Here is an 18,469-nt window from a genome sequence, read left to right as displayed (position 1 = left end):
CGGCGCCGCGGACCCTGTGGGAGCTGGCTTGCCAGCGATGAGTCCCTCACGTCGGTCACTCGACGGCGCTGTCCGGAAACTGGTCCTGGATGTACTTGATCTCGGTCCGCCCATGGGGCGCTGGCAGGCCGTCCTCGCCCAGGTTGACGAAAACCATCTTGTCCACGGTCAGGATCGCCTTGCGGGTAATCTTGTTGCGCACCTCGCACTTCAAGGTGATGGAAGTGCGCCCGAACTCGGTGGCGGTGATGCCCAGCTCGATGATGTCACCCTGGCGCGAGGCACTGACGAAATTGATCTCGGATATGTACTTGGTCACCACGCGCTGGTTACCCAGCTGGACGATCGCGTAGATCGCCGCCTCTTCGTCGATCCAGCGCAGCAGGCTGCCGCCGAACAGGGTGCCGTTGGGGTTGAGGTCTTCGGGTTTTACCCACTTGCGGGTGTGGAAATTCATGCGTGCTCCTAAAACGGCCTGGCATGTCAAGAATGGGCCTTGGCGGCCCCTCCCCTACATCCTAGACCCATTTGCCTGCCGCTTGGCCATGACCTTTGTAGGCCAATTGTCCGTCACCGGTCGCACGCGCCGCTTTTGTCCTTGGGCCGACACGAAACCCCGGCTATAATCCCCGCGTTTTATCCGGTGGCGATCCTCTGCGGTCGTCGCTCCCGCCACCCGACCGAGGGGCGCTGCAGCAGGTTCGCTCCTGTCAGGCTCGGTCGGGGCGTTGTCCGCAGGCAGCCTTGCGGACTCTCAACGCACAACGGCGCCCATTCGCACACTACGAATGGAGGCTCTCGATGAGCGCTGTAAACACGCCTGCAGGTTTTAACGATTACAAGGTCGCCGACATTTCCCTGGCGGCCTGGGGCCGTCGCGAAGTCATCATCGCCGAATCGGAAATGCCCGCGCTGATGGGCCTGCGCCGCAAGTACCAGGAAGAGCAACCGCTCAAGGGCGCGAAAATCCTCGGCTGCATCCACATGACCATCCAGACCGCCGTGCTGATCGAAACCCTGGTTGCCCTGGGTGCCGAAGTGCGCTGGTCGTCCTGCAACATCTTCTCCACCCAGGACCAGGCCGCTGCCGCCATCGCCGCCGCCGGTATCCCGGTATTCGCCTGGAAAGGTGAAACCGAGCAGGAGTACGAGTGGTGCATCGAGCAGACCATCCTCAAGGACGGTCAGCCATGGGACGCCAACATGATCCTCGACGACGGCGGCGACCTGACCGAGATCCTGCACAAGAAATACCCGGCGATGCTGGACCGGATCCACGGCATCACCGAAGAGACCACCACCGGCGTGCACCGCCTGCTGGACATGCTGGCCAAGGGCGAGCTGAAGGTCCCGGCGATCAACGTCAACGACTCGGTCACCAAGAGCAAGAACGACAACAAGTACGGCTGCCGTCATAGCCTGAACGACGCCATCAAGCGCGGCACCGACCACTTGCTGTCCGGCAAGCAGGCCCTGGTGATCGGCTACGGCGACGTGGGCAAGGGCTCGGCCCAGTCGCTGCGCCAGGAAGGCATGATCGTCAAGGTCACCGAGGTCGACCCGATCTGCGCCATGCAGGCCTGCATGGACGGTTTCGAAGTGGTCTCGCCGTTCAAGAACGGTATCAACGACGGCACCGAAGCCAGCATCGACGCCGCCCTGCTGGGCAAGATCGACCTGATCGTGACCACCACCGGCAACGTCAACGTCTGCGATGCCAACATGCTCAAGGCGCTGAAGAAGCGCGCCGTGGTCTGCAACATCGGTCACTTCGACAACGAGATCGACACTGCCTTCATGCGCAAGAACTGGGCATGGGAAGAGGTCAAGCCGCAGGTCCACAAGATCCACCGTACCGGTCACGGTGACTTCGATCCGCAGAACGACGACTACCTGATCCTGCTGGCTGAAGGCCGCCTGGTGAACCTGGGCAACGCCACCGGTCACCCGAGCCGGATCATGGACGGTTCCTTCGCCAACCAGGTGCTGGCACAGATCTTCCTGTTCGCGCAGAAGTTCGCCGACCTGAGCGCAGAGAAGAAAGCCGAGCGCCTGACCGTCGAAGTACTGCCGAAGAAACTCGACGAAGAAGTGGCCCTGGAAATGGTGCGCGGCTTCGGCGGCGTGATCACCCAGCTGACCCCGAAACAGGCCGAGTACATCGGCGTGGCCGTGGAAGGTCCGTTCAAGCCTCACGCCTACCGCTACTAACAGCAGCTGCAAGCGGCAGGCAGCAAGGTCAGGCAGAAGCGGTTCGCGCCGCTCCTGCCTTGTTCTTGCCGCCTGCCGCTTGAGGCTTGCGGCTGAAAGGAACCTCAAATGACTCAGGAACGCCGTTACAGCTTCGAGTTCTTCCCGACCAAGACCGACGCTGGACATGAAAAACTGCTCGCCACCGCTCGTACGCTGGCCAGCTACAACCCGGACTTCTTCTCCTGCACCTATGGGGCCGGCGGTTCGACCCGCGACCGCACCCTGAACACCGTGCTGCAACTGGAAAGCGAAGTGAAGGTCCCTGCCGCCCCGCACCTGTCCTGCGTCGGCGACAGCAAGGCAGAACTGCGCGCCCTGCTGGCCCAGTACAAGGCAGCCGGGATCAAGCGCATCGTCGCCCTGCGTGGCGACCTGCCGTCCGGCATGGGCATGGCCAGCGGTGAATTGCGCTACGCCAACGAGCTGGTGGAGTTCATCCGCGAGGAAACCGCCGACCAGTTCCATATCGAAATTGCTGCCTATCCGGAAATGCACCCGCAGGCCCGCAACTTCGAGGACGATCTGGCGAACTTCGTGCGCAAGGCCAAGGCCGGTGCCGACAGCGCCATCACCCAGTACTTCTTCAACGCCGAGAGCTACTTCTACTTCGTCGAGCGCGTGCAGAAGCTGGGAGTGAAGATTCCCGTAGTACCGGGCATCATGCCGATCACCAACTACAGCAAGCTGGCGCGCTTCTCCGACGCCTGCGGCGCCGAGATCCCGCGCTGGATCCGCAAGCAACTGGAAGCCTACGGCGACGACGTCAAAAGCATCCAGGCCTTCGGCGAAGAGGTCATCACCCAGATGTGCGAGCAACTGCTGCAAGGCGGCGCACCGGGCCTGCACTTCTACACCCTGAACCAGGCCGAACCGAGCCTGGCGATCTGGAACAACCTCAAGCTGCCGCGTTGATCCAGATGGCGATGGTGCCCCTGCGTTATGGCACCATCGCCTTCTTTTCGCCCCACCGATCCGCCCACCTATGCCCAGATTCGTCCGCCTGCTGACCGCCCTGCTGTTGAGCTGCATGAGCCTGCTGGCCCGTGCCGAGCAGTTGCGCATCGTCACCGACCCCTGGGCGCCCTACGTCTACGAGGAAAACGGCGAGACCAAGGGCATCGACTACGAAGTTACCGCCGAGGTATTCCGGCGCCTGGGCGTGGATGTGCGCTGGGAGTTCATGCCATGGAAGCGCTGCATGCTGATGGTCGACCAGGGCCTGGCCGACGGCGTGATCGACATTTTCCAGAATGAACTGCGCCGCAGCCAGTTGTACTATCCCAGCGAGCCGCTGTCGGTCGTCGAGTTCGTGCTGTTCCAGGCCAATGACCGGCCACACGCCGTCACCTCGCTGGACGATCTCCAGGACCTGACCGTCGGCACCTCCGCCGGCTACGACTATGGCGCCGAATTCCTGCAGTCGCCGCTGTTTCGCCGCGAAGCGGCACCGACCCAGGAAGCCAACTTCGGCAAGCTGCTGCGCGGCCGCATCGACCTGCTGATCACCGACCGCCGTGTCGGGCGCTACATGCTCGCGCAACTGGGCCTGCAGGACCGCATCAGCGAGCTGCCGCTGGTAGTCAGCCGGCAGAAACAGTACCTGGCGGTGCGTCGCAACGCCGGCATGGACCTGCTGGCCCAGCGCTTCGCCGCCGAGTTGCGGCGCTTCAAGCAAGAACCGGCCTATGCCGAACTGCAGGCGCGCTATGGTCATGTAATAACCGCAAATACAGAAACCGTTGAGCAGCAGGAACGCAGCACTCCCTGATTGCTCTGTTATACTCGGGCCTTTCCGCCAGGCTTACGCCCGGACGCCGGCCCTGTAGAACGCATCCCGACCCCCGGATGCACAGGCAGACCAGCAGGACCGGACGCGACAGCATCGCCCTCGATGCCCTTCGCGCCAGGCAAGATTTCTCCATCAGGGCACAGCCCCCACTAGAACAGGATTTCTCATGTCCTTTGCATCCCTCGGTCTCTCCGAGGCTCTAGTCCGCGCTATCGAGGCGGCGGGCTACACCCAGCCTACTCCGGTGCAACAGCGGGCCATTCCCGCCGTGTTGCAAGGTCGCGACCTGATGGTCGCGGCACAGACAGGTACTGGTAAAACCGGCGGCTTCGCCCTGCCGATCCTGGAGCGCCTGTTCCCCGGTGGTCATCCGGACAAATCCCAGCGCCATGGCCCGCGCCAGCCACGGGTACTGGTCCTGACGCCAACCCGCGAACTCGCCGCCCAGGTCCACGACAGCTTCAAGATCTACGCCCGCGACCTGAAATTCGTCAGCGCCTGCATCTTCGGTGGCGTCGGCATGAATCCGCAGGTGCAGGCCATGGCCCGCGGCGTCGATGTCCTCGTCGCCTGCCCGGGTCGCCTGCTCGACCTGGCCGGCCAGGGCAGCGTCGATCTCAGCCATGTCGAGATCCTGGTCCTGGACGAAGCCGACCGCATGCTCGACATGGGCTTCATCCACGATGTGAAGAAGGTCCTCGCCCGCCTCCCGGCCAAGCGCCAGAACCTGCTGTTCTCGGCGACCTTCTCCAAGGACATCACCGACCTTGCAGACAAGCTGCTGCATAACCCGGAACGCATCGAAGTCACGCCGCCGAACACCACGGTCGAGCGTATCGAACAGCGCGTGTTCCGCCTGCCGGCCAGCCACAAGCGCGCCCTGCTGGCGCACCTGATCACCGCCGGCGCGTGGGAACAGGTGCTGGTCTTCACCCGCACCAAGCACGGCGCCAACCGCCTGGCCGAATACCTGGAAAAGCACGGCCTGACCGCTGCCGCGATCCACGGCAACAAGAGCCAGAACGCTCGCACCAAGGCCCTGGCAGACTTCAAGTCGGGCGCCGTGCGGATCATGGTCGCCACCGATATCGCCGCCCGCGGCCTGGATATCGACCAGTTGCCTCACGTGGTCAACTTCGAACTGCCCAACGTCGAGGAAGACTACGTCCACCGTATCGGCCGTACCGGTCGTGCGGGCCGCTCCGGCGAGGCCATCTCGCTGGTTGCGCCGGACGAGGAGAAACTGCTCAAGAGCATCGAACGTGTCACTCGCCAGAAGATCCCGGATGGCGACCTGATGGGCTTCGACTTCGCCGCGGTCGAGGCCGAGAAGCCGGAAGTGCGCGAACCGCGTCCGCAGAACAACCCGCGCCGTGGCCAGCGTGCCGACGGCAGCAATGCCGGTGGCCGCAAGGACAAGGGCAAGGACAAGGGCAAAGAGAAAGACAGCAACAAGGACGCCCGGCAGTCCGCAGACAAACCTGCGGAGAAGGCTGCCGGTGGCCGCCAGGAACCGCGCAAGCAACGGGACCGCAAGCCGCGCCAGCAGCAGAACGCCGCGCAAGGCGCGCCGGTCGTTCCAGCCGATCGTGATCCGGAAGAGTTCCTGGACGACGACGTGGACAACTTCGGCAACCGCGCCGACTACGTCAGCCCGTACCAGAACAAGGGCGGCCAGGGCCGCAATCGTCGTCCGGGCGGTCAGGGCGGTGCCGGCAACGGTGGCGGCCAGGCTCGTGGTGGTCAGCCGCGCAGCAATGGCGGTGGCGGTGCCAATGGCGAGAAGCGTGGTGGTTCGCGCAATGGTGGCGGTGCCGGCGGTCGTGATGGCCAGGCGCGTCGCGATGGCGGCAGCAACAACCGCAACCGCCGCCCGGCCCGCGACGACCGGCAGGAGCCGGCAGTGCGCAGCCCGCGTGAGGGCCAGCCGCAGCAGAACCAGCCGAAGATCATGCACAAGGAATCGAAGATCGATCGTTTCCCGTCCATGGAACAGCTGGAGCAACTGCCAAGCCGTCCTCGGGGTGAAAAACCGGCGCTGCTGACGCGCAATCGCTGAGTTTTTTATTACCTGTCCTGGCCTCATCGCTGGCAAGCCAGCTCCCACAGGTTCAGCGGTGCACGCAATCCCTGTGGGAGCTGGCTTGCCAGCGATGAGGCCCTCAGGAACACAGCAGAACCCCAAACAAAAACGCCGCCCCTGAGGGCGGCGTTTTTGTTGGCGAGGTAGAAATTACTTCTGCTTGACGCCTTCCAGCGAGATATCCAGGTCCAGGGTCTGGGAAGTCGGGCCTGGGCCCTTGATGCCGAAATCGTTCAGGTTCAGGGTGGTGGTGGCATTGAAGCCGGCACGCTCGCCGCCCCATGGATCCTTGCCTTCACCGTTGAAGGTGGCCTTGAAGGTGACCGGCTTGGTCACGCCGTGCAGGGTCAGGTCGCCGGTGACGTCAGCGGTTTTCTCGCCGGTGGATTTCACCGCGGTGGAAACGAACTTGGCGTCCGGGTATTTCTTCACGTCGAGGAAGTCGGCGCTGGCGATGTGCTTGTCACGCTCGGCGTGGTTGGACCACACGCTGGCGGTCTTCAGGTCGACGCTGATCTTGCTCGCTTCAGGCTTGGCGGCATCCCAGGAGAAGGAGCCGTCGAAGTCCTTGAAGGTACCGTGGATGAAGCTGTAGCCCAGGTGGCTGATCTTCCAGTCGACGAAAGCGTGCTGGCCTTCCTTGTCGATCTTGTAGTCGGCGGCCATGGCCTGACCAGCCGAGAGCAGAGCGGTACCCAGTGCCAGAGCGGCAAAAGTCTTTTTCAACATACTTTCGATTCCTTTGAGTTGAGGTTGAACATCAAGCCTTGCGGCCCAGCATGCGCGTCAGGGTCGCATCACGGTCGATAACATGGTGTTTGACAGCGGCCAGCCCGTGCAGGACGGCGAATACCACCAGTCCCCAGGCCAGATAGAGGTGAACCACGCCAGCGATATCGGCCTGATCGGGCAGGCCGGAAACCAGTGCTGGCACCTCGAACAGGCCGAATACCGGAATCCCCGCGCCATCGGCGGTGGAGATCAGGTAACCGGCGATCAAGACAGCGAACAACCCGACATACAGCAGCAGGTGCCCGGCCTTGGCGGCGACGCGGGTCAGCGCGCCGTGGCTGGCCGGAGCCGGTGGCGGCGGGCTGACGAAGCGCCAGAGCACGCGCAGCAGCATCAGCGCCAGCACGGTCAAGCCGATGCCCTTGTGCAGCTCCGGCGCGGTGTGGCGCCAGCTGCTGTAGTAATCCAGGCCGACCATCCAGAGCCCCAGGCCGAACAGCCCGAACACCGCCAGCGCAATGCCCCAATGCAGGAACATGCTGACCAGACCATAGCGAGAAGATGAATTGCGAAGCTGCATTTGCCGGAATCCCCGTAAGAATTGCTGCCAAGACTAACCGGTTATTTATCGATATGAAGCGGAAAATTTCGCTGTTAACTATCGGAAAAATAGATGCTTAGTCTGGGCAAAGGGCGTTAAGGAAACATTAAGGCCGGGGGGAAGACTGTAGACGGGGTTTGGGGGGAATGCGACAGCTGAAACATACGCGGACCCTGTGGGAGCGGGTTCACCCGCGATTGCGGTAGTGGGCTCACCATCGCAATCGCGGGTGAACCCGCTCCCACAGGGTCCGCGTCGTGTTTCTTTAACTCGCCTTGGCCTGGCTGTCAGCCACCGGTTTCTTGGCCGGCGCTGCTTTCGCTTCAGTCTTTTTGGCCGGCGCATGAGTGGCAGCGGGTTTCTTCGCCGGAGCCGGCTTGCTCTCGGCCTTCTTCACCGGAGCAGCCTTGGCCGGTGCCGGTTTGGCAGCCGGAGCGACCTTGGCCGGTTCTTCCTTCACCACCGGAGCCGGAGCGACTGGAGCAGCCGGGGCAGGTGCTGCCGGAGCAGGAGCGGGAGCTACGGTCGTCTCGGCGGCCTTGGCCGTTTCAGCCGCTGGCTTCTCGTCCCCGCCACCAAATAGCCGCGAGAAGAAACCGCCCTTCTCTTCCTTGCCCTTGCTTGCCGCAGCCACGCCAGCGCCCGCCGCAGCGGCAGCCACTACCGGCTTGGCATCGAACGACTTGCCTGCCGCCAGGTCCTGCACCTGGCCCGCCGCGCGCTGGCCGCTGCGCAGCGCGCCTTCCAGGGTGCCCGGGTACAGGGCGTCGGTGTGCTCGCCGGCAAAGGCGATGCGCTGCACCGGTTTCTCCCACAGGCGCCAGTATTTGCTGATCTGCCCTGGCCCGAAGGCGAGGTAGGAGCCACCCGTCCCGGCATCGGTGCTGTAGCGACGGATCTCATAGCCGCTGAACGCCCCGCGCGCCTGTGGATAGAAGGCGTGCAGGCGGATCAGCACCTGGTCGACCATCTGCTTGTCACCGAACGCCTGCATCACCCGGGCGTTGTCGCCGGACAGGTTGACCACCACGTTGGCCCCGCCTTTCAGCGCCGGTTCGATCCACAGCATGCCAAGGCCGGCGTTGCTGTAGATCTCGCCGGACATGCGCGCGCGGCTTTCCCAGACTGGCGTCTTGAACTTCAGCATCAACTGGTCGCGCCAGCCGTAGTTGGTGCCCTTGAGCGCCGCCAGGTGCTGGTTGTCCAGGCCCGGGGTCAGCTGGATCTTGGCCAGCGCGCGCAGCGGCACCGCCAGCACGAGATAGTCGGCCTGATAACCGACGGCGCCGACCTTGACCGTAACGCCATCCTTGTCCTGGCTGATGGCGGTGACCGGCGAACTGGTCTTGATGGTCTTCAGTTGCTTGACGAACGCCTGGGCCAGGACCGGGCTGCCGCCTGGCAGACGGGCGGCACGCAGGTCGCGGTCGTTGACGCCGCGGTAGACGCGGCTCTGCTGGGCGAAATACAGCAGCGACAACCGCGAAGGCTCGTCGTAGCGGGTACGGATCTGCTGGTTGACCAGTTGTCGCGCGGTCGCGGGCAGTTGCAGCTTGTCCAGCCAGGCGGAGACGTTCATCTGGTCGAGGGCGAACAGGGTGCTGTTGGCCGCCGGGTTTTCCGGGTCGCTGATGGATGCGGCCAGGTCGTCGAGGGTCTTCTCGTAGCGTTTCAGCGCCTCGGCGGTGGCCGGCTGCTTGGTCGCCAGGTCGGCGGCGCTGAAGTACTCGCCGTCGATCAGGTAGCTCGGGGTCCGCACGAATTCCGGCGCCGGCAGGGTGGTGAGCTTGAAGCTATCCAGATAGTGGTTGAGCACCGGCTGGGCCTTGGTATTGCCGATCCACTCGCTGGTCGCCAGGCCCGAGCGCCCGCCGATGCCCGGCTTGGCTTCCAGCAAGGTCACCTGCCAGCCCTTGTTCTGCAGCTCATAGGCCGCGGTAAGCCCCGCCAGTCCACCGCCGACCACGATGGCCGTCGGGGCCTTGGCCGCCGCCATCGCCCCCGCGCTGAACAACCCGATAAACACCAGCGCGCAGCCGCGCAGCCAACCAGCAGACATTCGTCGAACTCCGGATCAAAGGCAGGAAACGGGGAAATTATCCCCGGAAAAGAGTGGCTCGAAGAATACGTCAGGGCCAGCGGGGCCGCCAGCGTGGGCGGATGAAACAGGGGAGGACCTGACATTTTTGTCAGTAGACGGGTTGCGGAGCTGGCGAGAACATATTCACGCAACACATGCATGCATACGGAAAGTTAAGTACCACTGATAACTTCAGGAGAAGGATCATGCACTTAGTCGGCCAGGTTCACGTAGAAAATTTCGAGAACGCCGTACCCAAGCTGTTCAACATTAATGAAATCTACAACGATCCGTCGTGCGGTTTGATCGTGACACTGGTTTCCCGTCCGAATACCGCCGGAACATTGCCAAGCGGACTGGTCAGAACCAACAACGATACGGCGCTGCTCATTGGCGACCACTCCGAGGTACGTATCCAGTTCAAGGACCAGAGCGGCAAGGCGACCCGGGTTAACAATCTTTCCTTCTACTGGGCAACGCATCCTGAATACACCGCAGCCGACGCAGAACAGGACAGGATCGACAAAGCGGCCAATCGAATTACCTTCGACGAGCCGATTCGAATGGAACTGCGACGTGAAAACAAAGCCTATGCATTCAACACCTTCTCCCCACCTGTTAATTCATTGGCGATGGTGGAACTCAAAGATATTGTTCTCGACGAGATTCTGTTCACGACCTCGCGCCGTGGAAAAGTGTCTTTCGACCATTTCAACTGGTCGATAGCGTGAGTTCATCTCCACTGAGCTACCACGACGCATCCGGCGGAGAGCCGCATGCGTCTCCTCTTATCAACGGCTCGAAATGAGCAAGACGTTGTTCTGAACCAAGGCTTTGCTTAGGCTTGTCCGGGTTTTCCCAACCCGCGTTGCCAGGAGTACAAGCCGATGGGCCTCAACCAACAGTGGATGGACCGCGACCTCAAGGTCCTGTGGCATCCCTGCACCCAGATGAAAGACCACGAGCAGTTGCCGCTGATCCCGATCAAGCGCGGCGAGGGCGTGTGGCTGGAGGACTTCGAGGGCAAGCGCTACCTGGACGCGGTGAGTTCCTGGTGGGTGAATGTGTTCGGCCACGCCAATCCGCGCATCAACCAGCGCATCAAGGACCAGGTAGACCAGCTGGAGCACGTGATCCTCGCCGGTTTCAGCCACCAGCCGGTGATCGAGCTGTCCGAGCGCCTGGTGAAGATCACCCCGGACGGCCTGAACCGGGTGTTCTACGCCGATAACGGCTCGTCGTGCATCGAAGTGGCGCTGAAGATGAGTTTCCACTACTGGCTGAACAAGGGCCGGCCGGAGAAGAAGCGCTTCGTCACCCTGAGCAACAGCTACCACGGCGAGACCATCGCGGCGATGTCGGTGGGCGATGTGCCGCTGTTCACCGAAACCTACAAGGCCCTGCTGCTGGACACCTTCAAGGTGCCAAGCCCGGACTGCTACCTGCGCCCCGAAGGCGTGAGCTGGGAAGAGCACTCGCGGACGATGTTCGCGGCCATGGAACAGACCCTGGCCGAACACCACGACAGCATCGCCGCCGTCATCGTCGAGCCGCTGATCCAGGGCGCCGGCGGCATGCGCATGTACCACCCGGTGTACCTCAAGCTGCTGCGCGAGGCCTGCGACCGCTACGAAGTGCACCTGATCCACGACGAGATCGCCGTGGGCTTCGGCCGCACCGGGACGATGTTCGCCTGCGAGCAGGCCGGGATCCGGCCGGACTTCCTGTGCCTGTCCAAGGCCCTGACCGGCGGCTACCTGCCGCTGGCCGCCTGCCTGACCACCGACGAGGTGTATGGCGCGTTCTACGACGACTACCCGACCCTGCGCGCCTTCCTGCATTCCCACAGCTACACCGGTAACCCACTGGCCTGTGCCGCGGCGCTGGCGACCCTGGATATCTTCGAGCAGGACAAGGTGATCGAGGCCAACCAGGCCCTGAGCCAGCGCATGGCAACGGCGACGGCCCATCTGGTGGACCATCCGCACGTGGCCGAGGTGCGCCAGACCGGCATGGCCCTGGCCATCGAGATGGTCCAGGACAAGGCGAGCAAGACCGCTTACCCGTGGCAGGAGCGGCGTGGCCTGAAGGTCTTCGAGCATGCCCTGACCCGTGGCGCGCTGTTGCGTCCGCTGGGCAGCGTGGTGTATTTCCTGCCGCCTTATGTGATTACCCCCGAGCAGATCGATTTCCTCGCGCAAGTGGCCAGCGAAGGGATCGATATCGCGACCCGGGACAAAGTCAGTGTGGCGGTACCGGCGGATTTCCATCCGGATTTCCGGGATCCTGGCTAAGCCCCGTTGGGGCCGCTTTGCGGCCCTTCGCGGGCAAGCCACGCTCCTACAAGGGCAATGCGGTCTCCTGTAGGAGCGTGGCTTGCCCGCGAAGGCCTGCAAAGCAGGCCCAAAACCTGACACCTCAAATTTCATGTCGAGCCCCCAATGAGACTCTCCCGCTTTTTCATCGACGCCCCGCTGGGCCTCGGCGAGCACGATCTGCCTGAAGCCCAGGCCCATTACATCGGCCGTGTCCTGCGCATGAGCGCCGGCGACGCGGTGCAGCTGTTCGACGGCAGCGGCCAGGAATACCTCGGCCACTTGCTCGAAGTCGGCAAGAAAACCGTGCGCGTCAGCCTGGCCGAAGCCCTGCCCGGCCAGGCCGAATCGCCGCTGCACATCCACCTCGGCCAGGGCCTGTCCCGTGGCGAGCGCATGGATTGGGCAATCCAGAAAGCCACCGAGCTGGGCGTGAACGTGATTACGCCGATCGTCAGCGACCGCTGCGAAGTGCGGCTGAAGGACGAGCGCGCCGACAAGCGCCTGGCCCACTGGCGCCAGGTGGCAATCAGCGCCTGTGAACAATGCGGCCGCTCGACGGTTCCACGGATCAACCCTCCGCTGACCCTGGCCGAATGGCTGGCCGCCAGCGACGAAGCGCTGAAACTGGTCCTGCACCCGGTGGCCGAGCCGCTGGTCAGCCACGCCCGTCCGGCCAGCCTGGCGTTCCTGATCGGCCCGGAAGGCGGCCTGTCGGACGCCGAAGTGGAACAGGCCAGGGCCAGTGGCTTCCAGTCCGCCCGCCTCGGCCCGCGGGTGCTGCGTACGGAAACCGCGCCGGTGGTGGCGCTGGCGGTGGCCCAGCAGCTGTGGGGTGATTTCTAACCTTCGGGCAGCAGCTTCTCCAGTGCCACCAGGTCCGGCACCCGGGCCACCTGCTCGCCCACCTGCACCGCCGCCAGTTCCAGGTCGGCCAGCGGCACATCGACGTAGTTGAGCTGGCTGTCGAGCTTGCAGGAACGCGGAATGCCCTGCACCAGCAGGGCAAAAAAGCTCCGCGAAGTACCGCCCAGGGCGTTGAGCACAACGATCCGTGCCCGCTCGCCCACCTGGGTCTGCCCGCCGCATGCGGCCTCGAAGCTCAGCAGCGGCAGGCGCTGGCTGCGCCAGTCGATCCAGCCCAACAACCAGGCAGGCTGGTCGGGCGCGGGGGTACAGGCCTGGTAACCGATCAGTTCGGCCACCGCCACGTTGGGCAGCACCAGGCTGCGGTCACTCAGCGGCAGCAGGAGCCCGGTAAGGCTGCTGCGACGTCCGCTGCGGGTTCCTTGCTCAAGCATTGACATGACTCCAGCGGGCGATGCTCTGCAACAGCACCGACTCCTGATAGGGCTTGCCCAGATAGTCGTTGACCCCAATGGCCATGGCGCGGTCGCGGTGCTTCTGCCCGGTACGCGAGGTAATCATGATGATCGGCAGGTCCTTCAGCCGCGGATCCTGGCGCACCCGGGTCGCCACCTCGAAGCCGTCCATGCGCGGCATTTCGATATCCAGCAGCAACACGTCAGGCCGGTGCCCGGCCAGCACGGCCATGGCATCGACCCCGTCCTTGGCGGTCAGCACGTTCATGCCGTGGCGTTCCAGCAGACGACCGGTGACCTTGCGCACCGTGACCGAATCGTCCACCACCAGTACCAGCAAAGGCCGCGCGGGACCGCCAGGCGGGCTTGCCGCAATCTCCCGCGATGCACGCCCGGCCTGTTGCGCCAGGCGCAGATGCAAGCCGCGCAACTGCGCCAGCAGGTCGAGAATCAGCACCACCCGGCCGTCGCCCAACAGGGTCGCCCCGGCCAGCCCCTGCACGGCGGCGAACTGCGGCCCCAGGCTCTTGACCACGATTTCCCGACTGGCCGAGAGGCTGTCCACCTGCACCGCGAACTGCTGGTCGTGGGCATGCACCAGCACCACCGGCAACGGCAGGCTCTGGCCCAGCAGCCGCGGCTGGCGCTCGCCCTGCAACAACTCGCCGAGATAGCGCAGCTCATAACCGCGCCCGGCATATTCGTAGCGCGGCGGATCGAGGCGATAGCAGGCCTCCAGTTCCGCCGGCGGCACCCGTACCACGCCGTCGATGGCATTGAGCGGCACGGCGTACTGTTCCTCGCCGCAATGCACCATCAAGGCACGGTTGACCGACACGGTGAACGGCAGGCGAATCAGGAAGCGCGCGCCCTTGCCCTGCACCGAACTGATCACCATCGAGCCGCCCAGTTGCTTGACCTCTTCATGCACCACGTCCATCCCCAGCCCGCGCCCGGAAATCTGGGTGATCTTCTCGGCGGTGGAAAAGCCCGGCTGGAGAATGAATTGCATGACCTCGTGATCGCTGAGCTCGCTGCGCGGGTCAAGCAGCCCGCGCTTGATCGCCTTGCTGCGCACCGCCTCCAGCGGCACACCGGCGCCGTCGTCGAACATCTCGATAACGATGTCGGCGCCTTCGTGCAGCAGGTTCAGGGCGATCATGCCCTGCTCCGGCTTGCCCGCCGCCAGGCGCACCTCGCGGCTTTCCAGGCCATGGTCGACGGCATTGCGCAGCATGTGCTCCAGCGGCGCCACCATGCGCTCCAGCACGCTACGGTCCATTTCGCCTTCGGCGTTGCCCACCACCAGTTCGACCTGCTTGCCCAGCTCGCTGGCGGTCTGCCGCACCACGCGCTGCAAACGCGGCACCAGGCGCTCGAACGGCACCATGCGGGTGCGCATCAAGCCTTCCTGCAAGTCGCTGTTGACCCGCGCCTGCTGCGACAGCAGGCCCTGGGCCATCTGGGTACGGGCGGCCAGGGTTTCCTTGAGGTCGAGCAGGTCGGAAGCCGATTCGCTCAGCGCCCGGGACAGCTGCTGCAACTGGGAATGGCGGTCCATCTCCAGCGGGTCGAAGTCCTCGTAGGCATCGGCGTCGGCCTGCAAGCGGCTGAGGCCGCCCTGGGTCTCGGTATCGAGGCGCCGCAACTGGTCGCGCATGCGCTCGAGGGTGGTTTCCATCTCGTTGAGGGCCACCTGCGCATCGTTGATCTGCTGCTCCAGGCGCCCGCGCAGGATCGAGGTTTCCGCTGCCTGGTTGCCGAGGTCATCGAGCAGCTCGGCATTGACCTTGACCATATCCAGCGCCGCGCGCTCCGGGGCCGGCGCCGGGGTTTCCGGCGGTACTTCGGCGGGCACGGCAGCAGCGCTGTCGCTGAGGGCGGCGCTGCTGAAATTGCGGATGTAGTCGATCAGCGCCGTGGCCGCGTGCAGCGGCTGTTGCAGGCGCACGGCATCGAGCATGTGGGCGAGGCGGTCATGGCAGTTCTGCAGCAGGCTGAAAAGCGCCGGGCTGGCCTGCAACTGGCCGGCGGCGAGGTGCTCGTAGAGGAATTCCAGCTCGTGGGCCAGGTCGCCGATCGGGGCGATTTCCACCATGCGCGCACCGCCCTTGAGGGTGTGCAGGTCGCGCAGCAGGTTTTCCACCTCCACCGTATTGCGCGGTTCGGCCTGCCAGCGAGTGAGCGCCGCAGCAGCGCTTTCGACGATGTCCACGCCCTCTTCGAGGAAGATTTCCAGCAGCTCCTTGTCGCCTTCCTGGGCCGGATGCTCGGCCCTGGCCGGGCTACCCGGCGGCTGGGCGTGGTGGCGAAACTCCCGCAGCGAGGCAAGGTTCTCCACCACCGATTCCAGCGCCTGGCCCTGGCTCAGTTGCGCCAGCAACCTGGCCAGCAAGGCATGGCTGGCGCGCAACAGGCTGGCCAGTTCCGGCGACGGGCTGTAGCGGCGGTCCACCAGCCCTTCGTAAAGCAGCTCCAGCTCATGGGCGAGTACATCCAGCGCACCGATCCCGGCCATCCGCGCGCCGCCCTTGAGGGTATGCAGGTCGCGCTGCAACGAGGACAGCGCCGAGACGTTGTCGGGATCGTCGAGCCAGCGCCCGAGCGCCTGGTCGGCGCTGTCCAGCACATCGATGGCTTCTTCGAGGAAGATCGCCACCATTTCCTCGTCCGCTTCCTGCCCGGCGAGTTCCCGGGTGACGTCGTCCAGTTCGGCAATGCTCGAGGTGCCGTCGCCCTGGCGGCGCACCAGGCCCATGGCGCCCGGGTCGAGCCCCTGTTCGAGCAGCCCGCGCAGGGCCAGCAAGCGCTCCGGACAGGGTTCGACATCCTGCCCTGCGGCAATCTGGTCGAGCATGTTGATCAAGGCTTCATGGGCCTGCTGCGCTTCGTCGAAGAACCGCGCATCGGCAGCCAGGCTGCTTTCCTCCACGGCGCCGTAAAGATCGAGGAGTGCCTCGCACAGCTCATCCACCTGCCACAGGTTGGCGAGGTGAGCGCTCTGGCCCAGGGTGGTCAGCTCATCGAGCAGCGAATTCAGCTCGTGGCGCTCGCCCGGGTGCTCCTGCCAGCGCAGCAGCAGGGATTCGGCATCGAGCAGGATGTCCATGCCCTGTTCGAGGAAGCTGGCGATCAGTTGCGGATCGCGCTTGATGCGCGGGCTCTGGTCCGGGGAATCGAGAAGCGCCTGCAGGCGCGCGGCGACCACCTGGTCGACCTGCTCGATCAGGATGTCCGCCCCCTTGATCGGCGCCAGCGGCGTAGTGCCGAGCTGGTCAAGGCCACGGCGCAGCAAGGGTTCGGCGGTTTGCAGCAGATAGATTTCATCAAGGTCGAAGCCCACCTGGTGGGCCTTGAACTCGCGGGCCAGCAGGTCCAGGGCCGTGGCCAGCTCGGCGATGGGTGTCACCCCGGCCATGGCCGCGCTGCCCTTGAGCGTGTGCAGGGCGCGTTGCAGGTCATCGCTGACCGGCGCCGGCAGGTACACCTCGGCATGGGCGAGGAAGGCATCGAGCGCAGCCAAGTGAGTCTGCGCCTCGTTGCGGAAGATCTCCAGCAATTGCGTGTCGAGGGGCTCGGCGTGCTCGCCATCGGCGTCGGCGTCGTTCATCGCCAGCGCGTGCAGGTGGCTGGCCAGGTGCTCGACGTGGGCATGGGCATGCACCTCTCCGGTGGCGAACTCGTCGACCAGCGGGGTCATCAGGGTCATCGCCTGGCCGATCGCCTTGAGTACTTCGGCGCCGCTGCCAACGCGGCCTTCGAGCATACGGTTGAGCAAGTGCTCGCCGGCCCAGGCCAGTTCGGCCAGGACCGTGGCGCGGACCATCCGACCGCTGCCCTTGAGGGTATGGAATCCGCGGCGCAGCTCGATCAGGGCCTCGCGCGGATGGCCTTCGCCGCGCCAGCGCAGCCAGTCCTCGTCCATCTGGCCGAGGACTTCCTCGGCTTCTTCGAGAAAGACTTCGCGCAGTTCATCGTCCACCGGCTTCGGCGCAGCGATAGTGATCGGTGCCGGGTGCAGTGGCCGCGCCAGTACCGGAAAGCCCAGCGCACCGAGTGCACGCCGGGCACGGGCCAGCAGCGGCTCGACATCGGCCTGGAGATCGATGCTCAGGGACTGCAACGCATATTCCAGGCTGCCGACCACCTCGGCGAGGTGCTCCAGCGCGGCGCTGTCGGGCAGGCTCTCGGCCTGCAGGACATGGGCGTGAAGGTAGTCGGTACAGCGCTGCACCACGGCGGCCGGATGCGGCAGCATCAGCATGGCCAGGGCGCCACGGATCTGTCCGAGCAGGTCGGGTAGCGGTTGCAGGCGCACCCGATCCCAGCCGGCTTCGAGGCAATCGGCGATCAGGTCGCGGGCCTGCAGCAGCACGCCGTGGGCCTCGTCCAGGACCAGCTGGCGGATCTCGTTGATATCGGTGCCGGTAGGCGGGGTCTGGCTGCTGGTTTCGATGGCGCCGACCATGCCGCTGAGGGTTGCCTCGGCGTACTGCAAGGCGGCGGACACGTCGATCAGCAACGCCTCCTGGGGCGCTTCCTTGAGCATCGACTGCAACACCGCGACCTGGTCAAGAATCACCCGGCGCGGCTGGTTGAAGCCGAGCACGGCGAGGGTATCGGCGATTTGTCGCAACGGCGCCAGCAATGGCTCCAGACTTTGGCCCTCGCCACGCGCGGATTGCTCGACGCGCTCCTTGATTCGCAGCAGGTCCTCGCTCAGCGCCGCCACTACCGAGCGCATACCGTCACGGTCGGGCAGGCGGCCTTGCAAGGCATCCAGCGACAATTCGAAGTTTTCCCCGCTACCCGGAGCGTTAACCCCCAGTGCGCTCTCGCCCAGGGCCTCGACGCCGCGGGCGGCACGCAACTGGTTGAGCAATGGCAGGGCCAGCAACGGCAGGTCGCGCCGGGTAATCCGCAGGCGATCCAGATACAGCGGCAGCTGGCTCAGTGCGCGGAACAGCGCCCCTTGGGCATTGGCCTGGCCGTCAGCCAGAGCCCGGGCCATGGCTTCCATTTCCTGGGCCAACAGGGCCGCCCCCTTGAACTCAAGGAGTACCAGGCAACCGTGCACCTGGTGCAGCACCTCGACACAGGCGCCCAGCGCTTCGCCTTCGCCATTGGCGAACTGCTCGAGTGCCTGCCGCGCCTGGGCGAGGCTTTCTTCGATCGCCTCCCTGACCCAGGCCAGGGCGACGAAATCATGCCGGTCAGCCATGTCTACTTCTCATAAACTCATTGGTTTACGCGGACCTTGTGGGAGCGGGGTCACCCGCGATTGCGATGGTGTA

13 protein-coding genes and 1 riboswitch are annotated in these 18,469 nt (G+C 64.6%); of the genes, 7 read left to right on the top strand and 6 right to left on the bottom strand.

Annotated features, from left to right (window positions below; all coding sequences use genetic code 11):
- Positions 1-55 precede the first annotated feature (55 nt).
- Positions 56-457, bottom strand: a complete 402-nt coding sequence (locus tag ACKLLE_RS20305) for an acyl-CoA thioesterase (RefSeq protein WP_009399312.1) — start codon at positions 455-457, stop codon at positions 56-58.
- Positions 458-676: 219 nt separating this feature from the next.
- Positions 677-780, top strand: a riboswitch (S-adenosyl-L-homocysteine riboswitch).
- 21 nt (positions 781-801) lie between these two features.
- On the opposite strand from ACKLLE_RS20305, the gene ahcY reads away from it, so the two are divergent.
- From ahcY to ACKLLE_RS20285, 4 genes are all read left to right on the top strand, one after another.
- Positions 802-2,211, top strand: coding sequence for an adenosylhomocysteinase (gene ahcY, locus ACKLLE_RS20300; protein WP_009399309.1), 1,410 nt, complete (start codon positions 802-804; stop codon positions 2,209-2,211).
- A 108-nt stretch (positions 2,212-2,319) separates the two neighbouring features.
- Entirely contained in the window at positions 2,320-3,165 is an 846-nt protein-coding gene (gene metF, locus ACKLLE_RS20295) for a methylenetetrahydrofolate reductase [NAD(P)H] (protein ID WP_064302583.1), read from the top strand.
- 70 nt (positions 3,166-3,235) lie between these two features.
- Entirely contained in the window at positions 3,236-4,021 is a 786-nt protein-coding gene (locus ACKLLE_RS20290) for a substrate-binding periplasmic protein (RefSeq protein ID WP_420058888.1), read from the top strand.
- 187 nt (positions 4,022-4,208) lie between these two features.
- Positions 4,209-6,101, top strand: coding sequence for an RNA helicase RhlE2 (locus ACKLLE_RS20285; RefSeq protein ID WP_064302585.1), 1,893 nt, complete (start codon positions 4,209-4,211; stop codon positions 6,099-6,101).
- Positions 6,102-6,275: 174 nt separating this feature from the next.
- Here the strand turns inward: ACKLLE_RS20285 and ACKLLE_RS20280 are convergent, their stop codons facing one another.
- From ACKLLE_RS20280 to ACKLLE_RS20270, 3 genes are all read right to left on the bottom strand, one after another.
- A complete protein-coding gene (locus ACKLLE_RS20280; protein ID WP_064302586.1) occupies positions 6,276-6,854 on the bottom strand; it encodes a YceI family protein in 579 nt (192 codons plus the stop codon).
- A gap of 31 nt (positions 6,855-6,885) precedes the next feature.
- Positions 6,886-7,437 carry a cytochrome b gene (locus ACKLLE_RS20275; protein ID WP_064302587.1) on the bottom strand — a complete coding sequence of 184 codons (552 nt, stop codon included), beginning with the start codon at positions 7,435-7,437 and terminating at the stop codon, positions 6,886-6,888.
- A 286-nt stretch (positions 7,438-7,723) separates the two neighbouring features.
- Positions 7,724-9,517, bottom strand: coding sequence for a flavin monoamine oxidase family protein (locus ACKLLE_RS20270; RefSeq protein ID WP_420058887.1), 1,794 nt, complete (start codon positions 9,515-9,517; stop codon positions 7,724-7,726).
- Between the two features lie 227 nt (positions 9,518-9,744).
- On the opposite strand from ACKLLE_RS20270, the gene ACKLLE_RS20265 reads away from it, so the two are divergent.
- The 3 genes from ACKLLE_RS20265 to ACKLLE_RS20255 all read left to right on the top strand — a co-directional run bounded on the left by ACKLLE_RS20265 (position 9,745) and on the right by ACKLLE_RS20255 (position 12,699).
- Positions 9,745-10,269 (top strand): hypothetical protein, encoded by a 525-nt coding sequence (locus tag ACKLLE_RS20265; protein WP_420058886.1) that lies wholly within the window; start codon positions 9,745-9,747, stop codon positions 10,267-10,269.
- A gap of 156 nt (positions 10,270-10,425) precedes the next feature.
- A complete protein-coding gene (locus ACKLLE_RS20260; protein ID WP_420058885.1) occupies positions 10,426-11,832 on the top strand; it encodes an adenosylmethionine--8-amino-7-oxononanoate transaminase in 1,407 nt (468 codons plus the stop codon).
- A 147-nt stretch (positions 11,833-11,979) separates the two neighbouring features.
- Entirely contained in the window at positions 11,980-12,699 is a 720-nt protein-coding gene (locus ACKLLE_RS20255) for a 16S rRNA (uracil(1498)-N(3))-methyltransferase (RefSeq protein ID WP_420058884.1), read from the top strand.
- On the opposite strand, the gene ACKLLE_RS20250 is transcribed toward ACKLLE_RS20255, so the two are convergent.
- Positions 12,696-13,154 carry a chemotaxis protein CheW gene (locus ACKLLE_RS20250; RefSeq protein WP_064302591.1) on the bottom strand — a complete coding sequence of 153 codons (459 nt, stop codon included), beginning with the start codon at positions 13,152-13,154 and terminating at the stop codon, positions 12,696-12,698. The genes ACKLLE_RS20255 and ACKLLE_RS20250 overlap by 4 nt on opposite strands.
- Positions 13,147-18,396, bottom strand: coding sequence for a hybrid sensor histidine kinase/response regulator (locus ACKLLE_RS20245; protein ID WP_420058883.1), 5,250 nt, complete (start codon positions 18,394-18,396; stop codon positions 13,147-13,149). Before ACKLLE_RS20245 ends, ACKLLE_RS20250 begins: the two co-directional genes overlap by 8 nt.
- Positions 18,397-18,469 lie beyond the last annotated feature (73 nt).

The organism is Pseudomonas bharatica, from assembly GCF_048586865.1.
Classification (GTDB): Bacteria; Pseudomonadota; Gammaproteobacteria; order Pseudomonadales; family Pseudomonadaceae; genus Aquipseudomonas; species Aquipseudomonas bharatica.
The sequence above is the reverse complement of the archived record's forward strand: the minus strand, read 5'-3'. Positions and strand labels throughout refer to the sequence as shown.

Bases quoted from the DNA above. Each gene is read 5' to 3' on its own strand.
- ACKLLE_RS20305 (WP_009399312.1), bottom strand. From the start codon at position 457: ATGAATTTCCACACCCGCAAGTGGGTAAAACCCGAAGACCTCAACCCC.
- ahcY (WP_009399309.1), top strand. From the start codon at position 802: ATGAGCGCTGTAAACACGCCTGCAGGTTTTAACGATTACAAGGTCGCC.
- metF (WP_064302583.1), top strand. From the start codon at position 2,320: ATGACTCAGGAACGCCGTTACAGCTTCGAGTTCTTCCCGACCAAGACC.
- ACKLLE_RS20290 (WP_420058888.1), top strand. From the start codon at position 3,236: ATGCCCAGATTCGTCCGCCTGCTGACCGCCCTGCTGTTGAGCTGCATG.
- ACKLLE_RS20285 (WP_064302585.1), top strand. From the start codon at position 4,209: ATGTCCTTTGCATCCCTCGGTCTCTCCGAGGCTCTAGTCCGCGCTATC.
- ACKLLE_RS20280 (WP_064302586.1), bottom strand. From the start codon at position 6,854: ATGTTGAAAAAGACTTTTGCCGCTCTGGCACTGGGTACCGCTCTGCTC.
- ACKLLE_RS20275 (WP_064302587.1), bottom strand. From the start codon at position 7,437: ATGCAGCTTCGCAATTCATCTTCTCGCTATGGTCTGGTCAGCATGTTC.
- ACKLLE_RS20270 (WP_420058887.1), bottom strand. From the start codon at position 9,517: ATGTCTGCTGGTTGGCTGCGCGGCTGCGCGCTGGTGTTTATCGGGTTG.
- ACKLLE_RS20265 (WP_420058886.1), top strand. From the start codon at position 9,745: ATGCACTTAGTCGGCCAGGTTCACGTAGAAAATTTCGAGAACGCCGTA.
- ACKLLE_RS20260 (WP_420058885.1), top strand. From the start codon at position 10,426: ATGGGCCTCAACCAACAGTGGATGGACCGCGACCTCAAGGTCCTGTGG.
- ACKLLE_RS20255 (WP_420058884.1), top strand. From the start codon at position 11,980: ATGAGACTCTCCCGCTTTTTCATCGACGCCCCGCTGGGCCTCGGCGAG.
- ACKLLE_RS20250 (WP_064302591.1), bottom strand. From the start codon at position 13,154: ATGCTTGAGCAAGGAACCCGCAGCGGACGTCGCAGCAGCCTTACCGGG.
- ACKLLE_RS20245 (WP_420058883.1), bottom strand. From the start codon at position 18,396: ATGGCTGACCGGCATGATTTCGTCGCCCTGGCCTGGGTCAGGGAGGCG.